Origin of the sequence: Stappia taiwanensis (assembly GCF_014635285.1) — a bacterium.
GTDB lineage: Bacteria > Pseudomonadota > Alphaproteobacteria > Rhizobiales > Stappiaceae > Stappia > Stappia taiwanensis.
In genome coordinates, this window is sequence record NZ_BMCR01000003.1 from 91,372 (window position 1) to 106,493 (window position 15,122).

The following is a 15,122-nucleotide window of genomic DNA, read 5'->3' on the forward strand; positions in this document are numbered from 1 at the left end:
ATGAACGCCACGGATCCACTTTTGACGGTGGAAGATCTCAACGTCCGCTTTCCCACCCGCCAAGGGGTGATCGAGGCGGTGCGCGGCACGTCCTTTTCGGTCGGGCGGGAGCGCGTCGGCATCGTCGGGGAAAGCGGCTCGGGCAAATCCATGACCGGCCGGGCGATCCTGCGGTTGGTGCGTCCGCCCGGCGAGGTTTCGGCGCGGCGCATCGACTTCATGGGCGAGGATCTCCTTTCCCTTTCGGAGCGCGAGATGCGGCGCATTCGCGGTCACCGGATCTCCATGGTGATGCAGGACCCGAAATTCTCGCTGAACCCTGTCATCCGCGTCGGCGAGCAGATCAGTGAAGCCTACCGGCTGCACACCCGCGCCTCGCGCCGGGCGGCGCGTCAGAAGACGCTGGAGATGCTGGAGGCGGTGCAGATCCGCGATCCGGAGCGGGTGTACCAGACCTTCCCCCATGAGGTGTCCGGTGGCATGGGGCAGCGCATCATGATCGCCATGATGCTGATCCCGGATCCGGACCTCCTGATCGCCGACGAGCCGACCTCGGCGCTGGACGTGACCGTGCAGATGCGGGTTCTGGCCATCCTCGACAAGCTGGTGCAGGAACGCGGCATGGGGCTGATCTTCATCAGCCACGATCTCAACCTGGTGTCGTCCTTCTGCGACCGGGTGATCATCATGTATGGCGGGCGAATCGTCGAGACCTGCCGGGCGGCGGAGCTGGACAAGGCGGAGCACCCTTATACCCGGGGGCTCCTGGCGGCCTTGCCGCGCCTCGATCAGCCGCAAGCCCGGCTCGATGTGCTGGAGCGCGACCCGGCCTGGCTGAAGGAACAGAGCGTGGTGGCACATGTCTGATGCGGGGAAGGGCAAGGTGCCGGCACTTGAGATATCGAACCTCAACGTGTTCTTTGGCCATGGCGAAAGCCGGTTCCAGGCGGTGAAGAATGTGAGTTTCGTTCTGCCGGAAGGGGCGAGTTTCGGCCTGGTCGGCGAAAGTGGCTCGGGCAAATCCACGGTGCTGCGGGCGATCACTGGGCTGGTGCGCGACTGGTCCGGCACCATCAAGGTGGCCGGCAGCACCCTGGGGGAACGGCGCGAGACCGCCTTTTATCGCCAGGTGCAGATGGTGTTTCAGGACCCCTACGCCTCGCTGCATCCGCGCCATACGGTCGACCGGATCCTGTCCGAGCCGCTGCGCTTGCACCGGATCGGCGACATCGACCGGCGGGTGTTGCAGGCGCTGGACGATGTCGGCCTGCCGCGCGCCTTCCGGTTCCGCTATCCGCACCAGTTGTCCGGCGGCCAGCGCCAGCGGGTCGCGGTGGCCCGGGCGCTGATGCTGGAGCCGCGCATTCTGTTGCTCGATGAGCCGACCTCGGCGCTGGATGTGTCGGTGCAGGCGGAAATCCTCAACCTGCTGACCGACCTGCGGGCGCGCCGTGGGCTGACCTATCTGATGGTCTCCCATGATCTCGCCGTGGTGGCGCATATGTGCGAGCAGATCGCGGTGATGCGCCTTGGCGAGGTCGTCGAGGTGATGGGCGTCGAACAGATGCGCCAGGCCACCCCGGAAGATGCCTATACCCAGGAGCTGCTGCGGGCGAGCCTCGGCTATGACCGGGACTTCTTCTCCGCGCATATGGAGGAGTGAGATCGGGCTGGCTGGCGGCGAGCGGTCAGCTCAGGTCGGTGAAATCGACCTCGGCCATCAGGTCGCCGGCAAGGTCCTCCAGCGCGGCGGCGAGGGTGGCGGTCTCCAGGTCGACCGGCAGCACCACGTCCATTTCCGCGCGGAACATCCGCTCGCCGCTCATGGAGCCGGCGAAGGCCTCGCTGGTCAGGTGGGTGATGCTGGCGCCCTTGGCGGCCAGCGCGCCAGCCAGCGAATGGACGATGCCCGGATGGTCCTGGCACAGGATGCTGATGCGCGCGGTCTGGCCGTGGGTCTCCCGTGCTCCCGTGCTCTGACGCAGCGTTGTGAGGATGCCTTCCTCCGCGAGGCTCGTCAGCGCGGCTTCCAGCTCCATCACCCGTTCGCCCGGCGCCTCGATGCGGACAATGCCGGCGAACTCGCCCGCAAGACGCGCCATCGAGCTTTCGATCCAGTTGCCACCATGGGCGGCGACCACATCGGCAAGGCGGACCACCAGGCCCGGTCGGTCGTCGGCGATCACGGTGAGGACAAGGCTTGTCTGCATGATAGGGCTCCGGGCAGCGTCCAGCGGGCTGAAAGGTCTTCGATCACAGTAGGCGCGCGGGCGGTCAAAGAAAACCACCCATGTTGCGGGGCGAAGCTTGGGAGACCTCAGGAGGCCTTGCGGCCTGTGCGCTCCGGTTTGCCGCTCATTACCACGGAAAAGAGGCGCTCGGCGACGCGCGTCATCTTGCCGAGGATCCGCACCGGCAGCCGCGCCATTACAGGCAGCACGTCATGGCAGAAGGCGACCTTGCGCACATACTCTTCCACGTGCCACTCAAACCAGGTGTAGGCCGGGAAATAGGCCGTGTCGCCGGCGGTGAGCTTGCGCACCTCGCCATCCGGCCCGGTCACTGTGACCGATCCTTCAAGGATATAGACCGCCTCGTCACAGCCGAAGTACCAGTTGAACCGCCCGGCGGTGCAATCCCAGACCGCCATGGTCGCATGGCGGTCGCTGCCTTCGGCAAGCTGGGTGCAGCGGGCCTCCGGGGTTCCGTCCAGAATCCAGTCCGGGTTGATTGGCTGCGGCTGCAGGTCCACGGCCCCGAGCTGCGCGGACATCAAGCCGGCGGATGAGCGTTCGATCGGCGTTGCGGTCGCGCTGCTTGACGCGCCTCCTGTCTGCCTCGGCATTCCTGTCGGTCTCCCTGATCCTTGTGGTTGTATGTCCGATATCCTGAAACGATGAAAATCCGGTTTCTGCGGCAGGGGCGGGCGTCTCGCCGGGCCCCGGGCGGGCGGAAAGGTCGCGCAGGGAGTGCGGCCGCGTCGTATTTCGCACTTGATGCCTGCCGCGCGCTCCACTAGCGTTCGCTGCACTGACGGCGTCCCGGTGATAGGGACTGAAAACGATTCTGGTGGTGGCCGACCCATATCGGGGGTCCAGTCCGGAGCTGTCCGACGGCGAAAGTCCTCAAGGTGCGGGCCGATTCCCCGCATCTGCTTTTGGCGTTTGACCGGTTTCTTTCCCACCGGCCGCCGTGTGTCGAGGATTTTGGGCGGTGCGTGTCGTGCCGCGAGACGGCCGACGAGGGAGTTATCTTGATGATCCGTTTGTTTGCACCGGCCATTTGTGCCGGCGCCGTTGCCACGCTGCCAACGCTGGCGCAGGCACATGTGGGCCATGTCGGCGAACTGGCCGGCCATTCCCATTGGGCCGGCATTGCCGCCCTTGCCGGTGCCGCGCTTCTCGCCGGGGTCGTGGCCGCGGGCCGCGCGCGAGCGCGGCGCAAGAGCCGTGAGAGCGATGGCGAGCAGAAGGCCGGCGCCGAGGCGCCGCAGGCGGTGCGGGGAAGCGAAGCATGAGCGGCGCGATGACGGCCAACGGCGAAAAACTCGGGCTGATGATCTGCGGCCACGGCAGCCGCAACCGGGGCGCGGTACAGGAGTTTGCCCGACTGGCCGAGGGGCTGAAGGCGCGCTTTCCCGACTGGCCGGTGGAATACGGTTATCTGGAATTCGCCAATCCGGTGATCAAGGACGGGCTCGACCGGCTGCGCGCGGCCGGCTGCACCCGCATTCTGGCGGTGCCCGGCATGCTGTTCGCCGCCGGTCATGCCAAGAACGACATCCCCTCCGTGCTTAACACTTATCAGGCGCAGCATGACGGGGTGACCATCGATTATGGCCGCGAACTGGCGGTCGATACGCGCATGATCGCCGCCGCCGCCGACCGGATCCGCGAGGCGCTTGCGGCCAGCGACAACGATGTGCCGCTGCATGAAACCCTGCTGGTGGTGGTCGGGCGCGGTGCCTCCGATCCGGATGCCAATTCCAATGTCTCCAAGATCACCCGGATGCTGTGGGAAGGCTTCGGCTTCGGCTGGGCGGAGACTGCCTATTCCGGCGTGACCTTCCCGCTCGTCGGGCCGGGGCTGGAACATGCGGCGAAGCTGGGATACCGGCGGATCGTCGTCTTCCCCTATTTCCTCTTCTCCGGCGTTCTGGTCTCGCGGATCTACAATCAGACCGACGAGGTCGCCGCCCGTCATCCTGAGATCGAATTCCTCAAGGCCGATTATCTCAACGATCACCCGCAGGTGATCGACACCATGGCCGACCGGGTGAGCGAGATTCTGCAGGGGGCCAACCTGATGAACTGCCAGATGTGCAAGTACCGCGAGCAGGTGCTGGGCTTCGAGGCGGATGTGGGCCGGGCGCAGGAAAGTCATCACCACCATGTGGAAGGGCTGGGCGCGGATGCGGAGTGCCAGCTCTGCGACGTGACCTGCACCGGCGCCTGCGAGGAGCAGGGGGCCACGGGGCATCACCACCACCATGATCATTCCCATGATCACGATCACGACCACGACCACGACCACGACCATGGCCACCACCATCACCACCATCATGGCGATGACCATCACCACGACCATCATCATCCGGTCTATCCCCATGCGGATCATCCGCTCGGGCCGAAGTCGATGAGGCGGGACGGGTGAGCGGCCGGGCTCCGGTCCGCTACGACTACGAAAAGGATCCGGCGGCGATCTATCGCCAGTCGTTTGCGATCGTGCGGGCGGAGGCCGATCTTGAGCGGATCCCGGCGGAGCTTCATCCGGCGGCGATCCGCCTTATCCACGCTTGCGGGATGCCCGGGGTGATCGCCGATCTGGCCTGGAGCGACGGCGTCGCGGCCAAGGTCGCGGCGGCGCTTCGGGGAGGCGCGCCGGTCTTCACCGATGTGCGGATGGTGGCCGAGGGTATCATCGCCAGCCGCTTGCCGGCGCAAAACCCGGTCCGCTGCCTGTTGAACGATCCGCGCACGCCGGATCTTGCTGCCCGGCTTGGAACCACCCGTTCCGCTGCGGCGGTCGATCTGTGGCGCGAGGAGCTCGCCGGTGCGGTCGTGGTCATCGGCAATGCCCCGACCGCGCTGTTCCACCTGCTGGAGCGGATCGGCGAGGGATTTCCGCAACCTGCGGCGATCCTCGGCTTTCCGGTCGGCTTCGTCGGTGCGGCCGAATCGAAGGAGGCGTTGATCGCCAATCCCTTCGCCATCCCCTATCTCGCCTTGCGCGGCCGCCACGGCGGCTCGGCCATGGCCGCCGCCGCCCTCAACGCCCTGGCCGGCGGTGTGCCGGAGGAGGCGCCGCGATGAGCGCCCCCTGGCTGACTCTGATCGGCATCGGTGAGGATGGCTGGGACGGTCTCGGCCCGCTCTCCCGTCAGGCTCTTGCCGAGGCCGGCGCGATCTATGGTGCCAAACGCCACGCGGCGCTGCTGGAGGGCAAGTGCGGACCGGTCATCCCCTGGCCGGCGCCGTTTTCCGCCGGCGTGGAGGCGCTGATGGCTCGGCGCGGCCAGCCGACCGTGGTGTTGGCGACCGGCGATCCCATGTGGTTCGGTGTAGGCGCGACCCTGGCCCGCCGGCTGCCCGCCGGTGAAATGACCGTGCTGCCGGGCCTTTCGGCCTTTTCGCTGGCCGCCGCGCGGCTTGGTTGGCCCTTGCAGGAAACGGAGCTTCTGTCGCTGCACGGGCGTCCGGTCGATACCTTGCGGGCGTTTCTCCGGCCCGGCGCGCGGCTGCTGTGCCTGACCTCCAACGCGGCGACTGCCGCCAGCGTTGCCGATCTTCTGGCCGATGAAGGCTATGGCGACAGCCGGATGATTGCATTGGAGCATCTCGGCGGTCCGCGCGAGCGCCAGGTTTCCGCCCGCGCCGAGGGCTGGGCGGAGGAGATCACTGATTTCTACGTGCTGGCGATCGAGGCGGAGGCCGTGCGCGACACCCCCTTGCGCGCGCGGGTTCCGGGGCTTCCCGACGATGCCTTCCGCCATGACGGCAAGATCACCAAACGGGAGATCCGTGCCGCGACCCTGGCCCGGCTGGCACCGGTCGCCGATGCGATGCTCTGGGATATCGGTGCAGGTTCCGGCGCCATCGGGATCGAGTGGATGCGCGCCGCGCGCGGGGCGCGGGCGATCGGCCTGGAGCCCAATGCCGGGCGCCGGGCGACCGCCCGGGCCAATGCGGCGGCGCTGGGCACGCCCGGGCTTGAACTGCTGGATGCCACCGCGCCGGAGGGGCTCGCCGGCCTGCCGTCACCGGATGCGGTGTTTCTCGGCGGCGGTCTGACCGCGCCGGGCATCCTTGACGCGGTGATGGAGAGTTTGCGACCCGGCGGCCGCCTGGTCGCCAATGCGGTGACGCTGGAAAGCGAAGCGGTGCTGCTGGCCGCCTACACCCACTTCGGCGGAGACCTGTGCCGGTTGTCGATTGCCCGGGCCGCGCCGGTGGGTTCCCTGACCGGTTGGCGCCCGCTGATGCCCGTCACCCAATGGAGCCTGATCAAGCCGTGACCCGCCCTGGAACCCTTTATGGCGTCGGTCTTGGACCCGGCGACCCGGACCTGATGACAGTGAAGGCGCATCGGCTGATTGCCGCCGCGCGCGTCATTGCCTATCCGGCGCCGGACGATGGCCCGAGCTTTGCCCGTTCCATCGCCGCCGACCTGATCCCCGAGGACGCGCGCGAGATCCCGATCATCGTGCCGATGCGGGTCGAGCGCTTTCCGGCGCAGGCGGTCTATGACCGGGCAGCGGAGGAGATCGCCGCCGAGCTTGCAGCCGGCGCGAATGTGGTGACCCTGTGTGAGGGGGATCCGTTCTTCTATGGCTCCTTCATGTATCTGTTCGAGCGGCTGGTCGACCGGTTTGCTTGCGAGATCGTGCCCGGCGTCACCTCGCTGACCGCCTGCGCGGCGCGGCTGCGCCGGCCGTTGACCGCGCGCACCGACGTCTTGACCGTGATCCCCGGTCCGCTCCCCGATGAGGAGATCCGCGCCCGGATCGAGGCGGCGGGCGCCGTCGCGATCATGAAGGTCGGCCGCCATTTGCCCCGCCTGAAACGCCTGCTCGGCGAGATGGGGCTGCTTGACCGCGCCGGTTATGTCGAGCGCGCGACCCTTGCCAGTGAACGGGTGCTGCCCCTTGCCGAAGCCGGTGAGGCGGGAGCTCCCTATTTTTCCATGATCCTGCTCTACAAGGGAGAAGAAGCGTGGATGCTTCCCCCGCGATCCTCGTCCTGACGCCGGCCGCCGTGCCGGCGGCTCGGCGGATTGCCGCCGCCTTGCCGGCTGCCAAGTTGCACGGGCTCGCCCGCCGGGTGACAGGTCTCGATGTGGCCTTTGCCGAAACGCTCAATCACATCCGGGCGCTTTATCAGGCCGGAACGCCGATCATCGGTGTCTGCGCCTCGGGCATTCTGATCCGCGCGCTGGCGGCGGTGATCGAGGACAAGCGGTCCGAACCACCGGTGCTGGCGGTGTCGGAAGATGGCGCCAGTGTGGTGCCGTTGCTCGGTGGCCATCGCGGTGCCAATGCGCTGGCGCGGCAGGTCGCCGAAACCCTCGGCGGTCATGCGGCCATCACCACCGCCGGCGATACGGCGCTCGGGCTCGCCCTCGATGCACCGCCGAAAGGCTGGTGGCTGGCCAATCTGGACGATGCCAAGTCGGTGATGGCGCGGCTTCTGGCCGGGGAACCGGTGCGCATCGAAGGCGGTGCGCCCTGGCTGAGCCGCGCGCGGCTGCCCGTCGCCGACAAGGCGGAGCTGACCATCGCCGTGACCGAGGAGCGCCGCGTCGGCGGGCCGGATACGCTGGTCTATCATCCCAAGCGTCTTGCGGTCGGCGTTGGCTGCGCCCGTGGCTGTCCGCCGGAAGAACTGCTGACTCTGGTGCGCGGCGTGCTGGCCGAACAGGATCTGGCCGAAGGCGCCGTGGCGCTGGTCGCCAGCCTCGATCTCAAGGCCGACGAACCGGCGATGCATGCGCTGGCCGAAGCGTTGGATGTTCCCTTCCGCGTGTTTTCGGCGGAGCAACTGGAGCAGGAAGCAGGCCGCCTTGCCACGCCCTCGGAGGTGGTCTTCGCCGAGGTCGGCTGCCATGGGGTCAGCGAAGGGGCGGCGCTTGCCGCCGTCGGTGCGGAAGGGGCTTTGCGGGTCACCAAGCACAAGAGCGCCAATGCCACGGTGGCCGTTGGGGTGGCGCCGGCGCCGATCAACCCGGCCGCCGTTGGCCGGCCGCGCGGGTCTCTGTCGGTGATCGGCATCGGGCCGGGGCGGGACGCCTGGCGCACGCCGCAGGCTTCGCGGCTGCTGGCCGATGCGGATGAGGCCGTCGGGTATTCGCTTTATCTCGATCTCGTTGCCCCCTTGGTTCAGGGCAAGCCGCGTCATGCCTTCCCGCTCGGCGCGGAGGAGGAGCGGGTGCGCTTTGCGCTGGAGCGAGCCGGCGAGGGGCGCTCGGTGGCGCTGGTCTGCTCGGGCGATTCGGGCATCTATGCCATGGGCGCGCTGGTCTATGAGCTGCTCGACCGGCCGGTGGCCGAGGGCGGGGTAAGCGATGCAGCCAAGCGGGTTGCGGTCGTCAACGCGCCGGGCATCTCCGCGCTGCAGGCGGTGTCCTCGCTGATCGGCGCACCGCTGGGCCATGACTTCTGCACCATCTCCCTGTCCGACCTGCTGACGCCCTGGGAGGCGATCGAGCGTCGGTTGGAGGCGGCCGCGCGCGGCGATTTCGTCATTGCCTTCTACAATCCGGTGTCAAAGCGGCGGCGCAGCCAGCTTGCCGCCGCCCGCGAGATCCTGCTTGCCCATCGCCCGGCGGATACGCCGGTGGTTCTTGGCGCCAATCTGGGGCGTGAGGGCGAGAGCGTCAGGGTCACCACCCTGGAAGCCCTGACGGTGGACGAGGTCGACATGCTGACCACGGTTCTGGTCGGCTCCTCGGCCTCGCGCGCGGTCATGACAGGATCGGGCAAGCCCTTCGTCTACACGCCGCGCGGCTATGCCAAGCGTATCGAGGAAAAGCTCTAGGTCGGGAAAAGATATTATGTCTGGACTGAGTTGCTTCTGGGAATGGCTGAATGAATCAGCGGCTGGAATCTCAGCTTTTGCAAGTCTATTCGCTGCCTTCGCCGTGTGGTGCGTGGCATTTATTCAGAATAGAAGCAACGAGAGAGCTCGTATTGATAGTCTTAAGGTTGCAAAAATCGAGAGGATCTCGAGAGATGTGGGGGATGCCCTGAAAATAGCGCGATCTTGGGAGATGAATATCAGTGCGGAACACTCTCCGTTTGAACTTGACATACAAACTTATTCCGCAATCGAGAGATTGGTGGCAACATTAAATAGATCTGATAAAAATCAAAAGGAGTTAATAGATAAATTAGATTCATTCAGGAAATCTAGGGGGAAAGAGAACGTTTGTATTGCGAGTGAGGAGGTTCGGTTAAAGTGTCAAGATCTTATAGCTGATATTAGATCTGCAAAGAGTGTGAGTGATTTATTATGACGGTTCATTTCATCGGCGCCGGCCCCGGCGATCCGGACCTGATCACCGTGCGCGGGCTCAAGCTGATCGAGCGTTGTCCGGTCTGCCTCTACGCCGGCTCGCTGGTGCCCGAGGCGATTGTCGCGGCTGCGCCGGAGGGGGCGCGGGTGGTCGATACCGCGCCGTTGACCCTCGATGAGATCATGGCGGAGATCGTTGCCGCTCATGAACGCGGCGAGGAGGTGGCCCGGGTGCATTCCGGCGATCCCTCGCTCTATGGCGCCATTGCCGAGCAGATCCGCCGGCTGCGGGCGCTGGGGATTCCCTTCGACGTGACACCGGGCGTGCCGGCCTTCGCGGCGGCCGCCGCCGCGCTTGGCCAGGAACTGACCGTGCCGGAGATTGCCCAGACGGTGATTCTCACCCGCACGGCGATGAAATCCTCGGCCATGCCCGAAGGCGAGGATCTGGAGACGCTGGGGCGCAGCGGCGCGACGCTGGCGATCCATCTGTCCGTGCGGAACCTGCGCGAGATCGAACGTCAGCTTGCCCCGCTTTATGGCGCCGATTGCCCGGTGGTGGTCGCCTATCGGGTCGGTTGGCCGGATCAGTCCTTCATCCATGGCACCTTGGCCGATATCCGCGACAAGGTGCGGGCGGCCAAGATCACCCGTACGGCGCTGGTCTTTGTCGGTCGGGCGCTGGAGCCGCAGGCGGATTTCCGCGATTCGGCCCTTTATGACGCCGCGCATGTGCATGTGCTGCGGCCGAAGAAGAAAAAACCGGCGGAAGCCTGACGGTGGTCCGGCGCCCCTACTCGGCGCCGGGCTTGCGCCGGTGGGTCGCGGCGGTACGCGCGGCCTGCTCGTAAATGCCTGTCATCAGTTCAAGGGTGCGGGTGCTGCCCTGCAATCCCTTGTCCAGCCCGGAGACATGGGAAACAGCGGCAACCAAGAGCTCCGAGCGGACATCGGCGAACCGGTCGGTCACCTTGCGGCCAAGGTCGGAGACCGCGTAGGTGACGCCGGAGCGCCCGCTGCCGGAACTCTCGATCAGCCCAGCCTGCTTCAGTTTCCTGAGGCTGTATTGGATGTTGGGCACATCCACGCGGTTGGTCATGTTGGCCAGATCGTGGATGGTCTTGGGCCGGTCGTTCATGCGGATGATGTGCAACAGTGCGTTCTCCGGTCCGGTGGCCGAGAACTCGACGCTTGAGGCCAGACACTCGGTCTGCCAGCGGCCGAAGGCCTCGAAGGCCCGCATCAAGGCATACTCGAATTCGGCGACATCCACTTCCTCCGGCGTGCGCGCCAGATGCCAGGAGCGGTCCAGTGCCTCTCCGCGTCCGCCGCCGGTGGGCTCATCACGCTTGGTCACTCAGCTCTCCCTTGAGACATCACCATACCCTCACGGCGCGCGGCGTGCCGGGCGCGCCGGTTGTCGCGAGGTCGCCGACACAAGCATGGATTCGTGGCTTGCGTCCATTGGGGATTTAAAATAGATTTTTTATTATAAAGTCTATCGCTTGATTACGAGGGAGGAGTGTAATGAGCGTGACCGGGAATAGTATGTTCAATCGCGACAGGTTCCTGCTTGGAACCTTCGCATCCAATTGTTCGAGCGGCATGACCGTCACCAAGGCGGAAGGGCGCTGGGACAATTCCTGGGACAACAACTTGCGGCTTGCCCAAATGCTGGACGCGGCCGGCATTGATTTCATGCTGCCGATCGCGCGCTGGATCGGCTATGGCGGCGAGACCAATTTTCATGGCGGTGTCCTGGAAACCATGACCTGGGCGGCCGGGCTTCTGGCGCAGACCACCAACATCAATGTGTTTGCCACCATCCACACGGTGGCCAATCATCCGGTGGTGGTCGCCAAGCAGCTTGCGACCATCGACCAGATCAGCCGGGGCCGGGTCGGCCTCAACATCGTGGCCGGCTGGAACAAGCCCGAATACGAGGCGCTCGGCCTCGATCTGCCCACCGATCACGAATCCCGCTACGGCTATGCGCAGGAATGGTTCGACATCGTCAAGGCGCTGTGGACCCGGACCGAGGCCTTCGATTGGGACGGAACCTATTTCAAGCTGAAGAATGTCCTGGGCGATCCGCGCCCGGCATCGCCCCTGCCGATCCTCAACGCCGCCGGTTCGGCGCAGGGGCGGGATTTCGCCGTGCGCAACGCCGACTTCCTGTTCACCCCGGCCATCGACCTGGAGCGCTCGCGCGAGGAGGTCGCCGAGCTCAAGGCCCATGGTGAGACCGTTGGCCGTGACGTCGATGTGCTGACCTTCTCGCATGTGGTCTGCCGGCCGACCGAGAAGGAAGCGCAGGACTTCCTCAAGCACACCGCCGACACCAATGCGGACTGGGAGGCGGTCGACAATCTGATCCGGCTGCAATTCGCCCACGCGCAGTCGTTCCCGCATGACCTTCTGGCGCTGATCCGCAGCCGCATGGCCGCCGGCCATGGCGGTTTCCCGCTGACCGGTACCCCGGAACAGGTGGCCGAGGGCCTCATCGCCCTGCACAAGGCCGGCTTTGGCGGCACGACCCTGTCCTTCGTCGACTATGCCGAAGAGTTCCCCTACTTCCGCGACACGGTGCTGCCGCTTCTTGCCGAACATGGCATTCGGCCTGCGGTGAAGGCCGCCGAGGCCGCGGAATGAGCGCCTCGGCGATGCGTGTTGCCGAGCCGCTGGCCGCCGACGGCGCGCTCCGTGACACCACCGCCCGGTTCCGCGAGGCCATGCGGCTGATCGTTGGCAACGTCAGCGTGATCACCGCCGGGGTTGGCGAGGACCGGTCCGGTCTCGTCGCCATCTCCATGGTGTCCCTGTCGGCCGATCCGCCGAAGGTGATTGTCTGCGTCAACCGCAACTCGTCCACCTGGCCGTTGATCGACAGGTACCGGCATTTTGGGGTGAATGCGCTGGCGGCGCATCATCAGGAGGTGGCCGAGCGCTTTTCCGGCTTTGGCGGGATCAAGGGCGCGGCGCGCTATGACGGGGCGGACTGGGTCAAGGGTGAGACCGGCGTTTCGCTCCTCGCCGACGCCAGCGTCAGCCTTGATTGCCGGCTGGAGGAGATGATCGACCGGGGGTCCCATTCGATCGTCATCGGCGCGGTTGCCTCCGTGCGGATCAAGGATGCCGGCACCGCGCTCACCTATTGGCGCGGCGGCTATCGCGGTATCTCCGCCGCCTGACAAGACACGGCGACCGGTGCGGGAAACCCGGACCGGTCGTTTTTCCCTTGGCCGTGGTGCACCTCAACGCAAGGCGATGGCTCACGCCCGGTCGATGACATGGGCAAAGGAGCCCATCACCCGGCCCTGGCGCAGCCCCATGTCGGGCTGGAGAACGCCGCTGGCGTCGCGGGCCTGAAACAGCCGCTCCGCCGCGCCCTCGCGAACGACCGTCGCATAGTGGAACTCATGGCCCGTCAGCGGCCCTTGCCAGGGCAGGCCGGCGAAGGGATGCAGCCGGCGGTAGCCGAGATGGCGTTTTCTCCGGGCAAAGCTCGTTTCCAGCGGCAACAGGCCGAGCATCTGGTGACGGGTTCCTTCCGCATCGGTCAGATCGTCGCCAAGGACCATGTACCCGCCGCACTCGCCGTAGATCAGCGCATTGCGCGCCGCCGCCTGATGCATACCCGCGCGAAAGCGATCCGCCGCTGCCAGCCGTCCGGCATGCAGCTCCGGATAGCCGCCGGGAAGGAACACCGCATCGCACTCGGGCCCAGGTCCCTCATTGGCCAGCGGCGAGAAGAAGGACAACTCCGCGCCCTGCCGCCGCCAACCATCGAGGAGATGCGGATAGGCGAAGGAAAAGGCAAGGTCCCGGGCAACCGCGATCCGCTGGCCGAGCGGGGCCAAATCTAACGGGGCCAGGCCTTCCGGCGCGTTGCCCGTGACCGGCGATGCGACGGGGCGGGCGGCGGCGATGATCCGCGTCAGGTCAGAGTGTTCGGCAATGAGCGCTGCCGCCCGCTCGACGAAGCCTTCGAAATCCGCGTGCTCGCTCGCCTGGTGCAGGCCGAGATGGCGCTCCGGCAGGGTCAGCGCCGCATCGCGCGGGACGGCGCCGAACACCGGCATGTCGATGGTCGCCAGCGCGGCTTCGAGCATTGCCCGGTGCCGGTCGCTGCCGCAGCGGTTGAGCAAAACGCCGGCCAGGGTGATGTCCGGCCGGTGATCGCGGAACCCGCGTGCCAGCGCCGCCACCGACTGGGACTGCCGGCCGGCGTCGATCACCAGAACCACCGGCAGATCCAGCTGTGCGGCGAGGTCGGCGGTCGAGCCGCCGCCGCTGGCGGCCCCGTCGAAAAGGCCCATCACCCCTTCGATGATAAGGAGGTCGGCGTCGGCGGCTTGCCGGGCGGCGAGACTGCCGAGCAGGTCGGCGCGCATGGCGTAGGCGTCGAGATTGATGCACGCCCGCCCGCTCGCCAGGGCGTGAAAGGCCGGGTCGATATAGTCCGGTCCGGTCTTGGCGCTGGCCACCGCGCGGCCGGCCCGCCGCAGCGCCCGGATCATGGCAAGGGTGAGCACGGTCTTGCCGGAACCGGAAGACGGGGCGGCGATCACCAGCCCCGATGCCGGGCGAGGGGCGAGGGCACTCATGCGCTGTCGGAGGTCCCGCGCAGGCCGAGCGGGTCGGCGGTGAGTATCCGGCCGCCGAGCGCGCCGAGCCAGTCGAGCCCGGCCCGCAGCCGCACCACCTCGCCGACGCAGACAATCGCCGGCGGCTGCAGCGGTGAGGCCTCGCAGTCGCGGGCGGCGGTGCCAAGGGTTGTTTCCAGCACGATCTGGTCGGCCAGCGTGGCGTTGCCGACGATGGCAACCGGCTCGTCCGCCCGGCGTCCGCCGGCCATCAGCTTCTCGGCGATCTGCCGCAGATGCTTCATCGCCATGTACATGACGATCACCGGCGAGCCCTTGGCAATGGCGTCCCAGTCGATGGCCGAGGGTGTGAGACCGGTCTGGTCGTGACCGGTGAGAAACGTGACCGCCTGGTTGGTGTCACGGTGGGTCGCCGGAATGCCGGCATAGGCAAGCCCGCCGATGCCGGCGCTGACACCGGGGATCACCCGGAACGGGACACCTGCCTCGACAAGGGTCAGTGCCTCCTCGCCGCCGCGCCCGAAGACGAACGGGTCGCCGCCCTTCAGCCGCAGAACCCGCTTGCCCGCCTTGGCATATTCCACCAGCTTCAGCGAGATATCGCGCTGCTTGGGGCTCGGTTTGCCGCCGCGTTTCCCGGCGTAGTCGATGATCGCGCCCGGCTTCGCCTGATCCAGGATGCGCTGATCGACCAGCGCATCGAAGACGATCACATCCGCCTGCGCCAGCCCGTTGAGCACATGCAGCGTGAGAAGGCCGGGGTCGCCCGGTCCGGCCCCGGCCAGCCACACCCAGCCAGGCTCGAACACCGGCAGGGAAAAGCGGGAAGGGTCGAAGTCGGCGGGCGGCGGGGATGTCGGATCTGTCATGGTCTTTCGGTTTTACGGTCTTGCGCGGCATTCGCCAAGCCTCGCGCTGCGGCGCAAGAGGCCCGGATCGCGACATGGCGGAGCGGCCTGCCGGAATCCGCGCCTTGCCGTCTTTAGCGCCGGTGACGCCGGGCCGG

At 66.7% G+C, this 15,122-nt stretch carries 17 protein-coding genes; 12 read left to right on the forward strand and 5 right to left on the reverse strand.

What is annotated here, in order from left to right; all coding sequences use genetic code 11:
- Together IEV83_RS07790 and IEV83_RS07795 are read left to right on the forward strand one after the other, a co-directional pair.
- A complete protein-coding gene (locus IEV83_RS07790; RefSeq protein ID WP_181760811.1) occupies positions 1-867 on the forward strand; it encodes an ABC transporter ATP-binding protein in 867 nt (288 codons plus the stop codon).
- On the forward strand, positions 860-1,663 hold the full coding sequence (locus IEV83_RS07795) for an ABC transporter ATP-binding protein (protein ID WP_181760810.1): 804 nt from the start codon (positions 860-862) through the stop codon (positions 1,661-1,663). Before IEV83_RS07790 ends, IEV83_RS07795 begins: the two co-directional genes overlap by 8 nt.
- 25 nt (positions 1,664-1,688) lie before the next feature.
- Here the strand turns inward: IEV83_RS07795 and IEV83_RS07800 are convergent, their stop codons facing one another.
- Both IEV83_RS07800 and IEV83_RS07805 read right to left on the reverse strand, forming a co-directional pair.
- Positions 1,689-2,210: a glycine cleavage system transcriptional repressor gene (locus IEV83_RS07800; RefSeq protein ID WP_181760809.1), complete on the reverse strand. Its 522-nt coding sequence runs from the start codon at positions 2,208-2,210 to the stop codon at positions 1,689-1,691.
- Positions 2,211-2,317: 107 nt separating this feature from the next.
- Positions 2,318-2,845, reverse strand: coding sequence for a cupin domain-containing protein (locus tag IEV83_RS07805; protein WP_181760808.1), 528 nt, complete (start codon positions 2,843-2,845; stop codon positions 2,318-2,320).
- 411 nt (positions 2,846-3,256) lie between these two features.
- Here IEV83_RS07805 and IEV83_RS07810 point away from each other — a divergent pair, with 411 nt between their 5' ends.
- Genes IEV83_RS07810 through cobM form a run of 8 tightly spaced genes read left to right on the forward strand, consistent with a single transcriptional unit; the run spans position 3,257 to position 10,286 of the window.
- On the forward strand, positions 3,257-3,517 hold the full coding sequence (locus tag IEV83_RS07810) for a DUF6732 family protein (RefSeq protein ID WP_181760807.1): 261 nt from the start codon (positions 3,257-3,259) through the stop codon (positions 3,515-3,517).
- Positions 3,514-4,653 carry a sirohydrochlorin chelatase gene (locus IEV83_RS07815; protein WP_244628109.1) on the forward strand — a complete coding sequence of 380 codons (1,140 nt, stop codon included), beginning with the start codon at positions 3,514-3,516 and terminating at the stop codon, positions 4,651-4,653. The genes IEV83_RS07810 and IEV83_RS07815 overlap by 4 nt, the downstream gene beginning before the upstream one ends.
- Positions 4,650-5,312, forward strand: coding sequence for a precorrin-8X methylmutase (locus tag IEV83_RS07820; RefSeq protein WP_181760806.1), 663 nt, complete (start codon positions 4,650-4,652; stop codon positions 5,310-5,312). Before IEV83_RS07815 ends, IEV83_RS07820 begins: the two co-directional genes overlap by 4 nt.
- Positions 5,309-6,514: a precorrin-6y C5,15-methyltransferase (decarboxylating) subunit CbiE gene (gene cbiE / locus IEV83_RS07825; protein ID WP_181760805.1), complete on the forward strand. Its 1,206-nt coding sequence runs from the start codon at positions 5,309-5,311 to the stop codon at positions 6,512-6,514. The genes IEV83_RS07820 and cbiE overlap by 4 nt, the downstream gene beginning before the upstream one ends.
- On the forward strand, positions 6,493-7,242 hold the full coding sequence (gene cobI / locus IEV83_RS07830) for a precorrin-2 C(20)-methyltransferase (protein ID WP_181760804.1): 750 nt from the start codon (positions 6,493-6,495) through the stop codon (positions 7,240-7,242). Before cbiE ends, cobI begins: the two co-directional genes overlap by 22 nt.
- A complete protein-coding gene (gene cobJ / locus IEV83_RS07835; RefSeq protein ID WP_181760803.1) occupies positions 7,212-9,032 on the forward strand; it encodes a precorrin-3B C(17)-methyltransferase in 1,821 nt (606 codons plus the stop codon). The genes cobI and cobJ overlap by 31 nt, the downstream gene beginning before the upstream one ends.
- Positions 9,033-9,048: 16 nt before the next feature.
- Positions 9,049-9,510 (forward strand): hypothetical protein, encoded by a 462-nt coding sequence (locus IEV83_RS07840; RefSeq protein WP_181760802.1) that lies wholly within the window; start codon positions 9,049-9,051, stop codon positions 9,508-9,510.
- On the forward strand, positions 9,507-10,286 hold the full coding sequence (gene cobM / locus IEV83_RS07845; protein WP_181760801.1) for a precorrin-4 C(11)-methyltransferase: 780 nt from the start codon (positions 9,507-9,509) through the stop codon (positions 10,284-10,286). The genes IEV83_RS07840 and cobM overlap by 4 nt, the downstream gene beginning before the upstream one ends.
- Positions 10,287-10,302: 16 nt before the next feature.
- On the opposite strand, the gene IEV83_RS07850 is transcribed toward cobM, so the two are convergent.
- On the reverse strand, positions 10,303-10,866 hold the full coding sequence (locus IEV83_RS07850) for a winged helix DNA-binding protein (RefSeq protein WP_244628110.1): 564 nt from the start codon (positions 10,864-10,866) through the stop codon (positions 10,303-10,305).
- A 170-nt stretch (positions 10,867-11,036) separates the two neighbouring features.
- On the opposite strand from IEV83_RS07850, the gene IEV83_RS07855 reads away from it, so the two are divergent.
- Together IEV83_RS07855 and IEV83_RS07860 are read left to right on the forward strand one after the other, a co-directional pair.
- Positions 11,037-12,161, forward strand: coding sequence for an LLM class flavin-dependent oxidoreductase (locus tag IEV83_RS07855; RefSeq protein WP_181760800.1), 1,125 nt, complete (start codon positions 11,037-11,039; stop codon positions 12,159-12,161).
- The gene (locus IEV83_RS07860; RefSeq protein WP_371873420.1) at positions 12,158-12,700 is read left to right on the forward strand and encodes a flavin reductase family protein; all 543 of its coding nucleotides are present in this window, start codon (positions 12,158-12,160) and stop codon (positions 12,698-12,700) included. The genes IEV83_RS07855 and IEV83_RS07860 overlap by 4 nt, the downstream gene beginning before the upstream one ends.
- An 81-nt stretch (positions 12,701-12,781) precedes the next feature.
- Here IEV83_RS07860 and IEV83_RS07865 read toward each other — a convergent pair whose 3' ends face one another.
- The gene (locus IEV83_RS07865; RefSeq protein ID WP_181760799.1) at positions 12,782-14,116 is read right to left on the reverse strand and encodes a cobyrinic acid a,c-diamide synthase CobB; all 1,335 of its coding nucleotides are present in this window, start codon (positions 14,114-14,116) and stop codon (positions 12,782-12,784) included.
- Complete coding sequence (gene cobA / locus IEV83_RS07870; protein ID WP_181760798.1) at positions 14,113-14,985, reverse strand: uroporphyrinogen-III C-methyltransferase; 873 nt, start codon at positions 14,983-14,985, stop codon at positions 14,113-14,115. Before cobA ends, IEV83_RS07865 begins: the two co-directional genes overlap by 4 nt.
- Between the last annotated feature and the right edge of the window lie 137 nt (positions 14,986-15,122).

Excerpts from the sequence above, each read along its gene's own strand:
- IEV83_RS07790 (WP_181760811.1), top strand. The coding sequence starts at position 1 with ATGAACGCCACGGATCCACTTTTGACGGTGGAAGATCTCAACGTCCGC.
- IEV83_RS07800 (WP_181760809.1), bottom strand. The coding sequence starts at position 2,210 with ATGCAGACAAGCCTTGTCCTCACCGTGATCGCCGACGACCGACCGGGC.
- IEV83_RS07815 (WP_244628109.1), top strand. The coding sequence starts at position 3,514 with ATGAGCGGCGCGATGACGGCCAACGGCGAAAAACTCGGGCTGATGATC.
- cobI (WP_181760804.1), top strand. The coding sequence starts at position 6,493 with ATGGAGCCTGATCAAGCCGTGACCCGCCCTGGAACCCTTTATGGCGTC.
- IEV83_RS07795 (WP_181760810.1), top strand. The coding sequence starts at position 860 with ATGTCTGATGCGGGGAAGGGCAAGGTGCCGGCACTTGAGATATCGAAC.
- IEV83_RS07840 (WP_181760802.1), top strand. The coding sequence starts at position 9,049 with ATGTCTGGACTGAGTTGCTTCTGGGAATGGCTGAATGAATCAGCGGCT.
- cobM (WP_181760801.1), top strand. The coding sequence starts at position 9,507 with ATGACGGTTCATTTCATCGGCGCCGGCCCCGGCGATCCGGACCTGATC.
- IEV83_RS07855 (WP_181760800.1), top strand. The coding sequence starts at position 11,037 with ATGAGCGTGACCGGGAATAGTATGTTCAATCGCGACAGGTTCCTGCTT.
- cbiE (WP_181760805.1), top strand. The coding sequence starts at position 5,309 with ATGAGCGCCCCCTGGCTGACTCTGATCGGCATCGGTGAGGATGGCTGG.
- IEV83_RS07810 (WP_181760807.1), top strand. The coding sequence starts at position 3,257 with ATGATCCGTTTGTTTGCACCGGCCATTTGTGCCGGCGCCGTTGCCACG.
- IEV83_RS07805 (WP_181760808.1), bottom strand. The coding sequence starts at position 2,845 with ATGCCGAGGCAGACAGGAGGCGCGTCAAGCAGCGCGACCGCAACGCCG.
- IEV83_RS07865 (WP_181760799.1), bottom strand. The coding sequence starts at position 14,116 with ATGAGTGCCCTCGCCCCTCGCCCGGCATCGGGGCTGGTGATCGCCGCC.
- IEV83_RS07860 (WP_371873420.1), top strand. The coding sequence starts at position 12,158 with ATGAGCGCCTCGGCGATGCGTGTTGCCGAGCCGCTGGCCGCCGACGGC.
- cobA (WP_181760798.1), bottom strand. The coding sequence starts at position 14,985 with ATGACAGATCCGACATCCCCGCCGCCCGCCGACTTCGACCCTTCCCGC.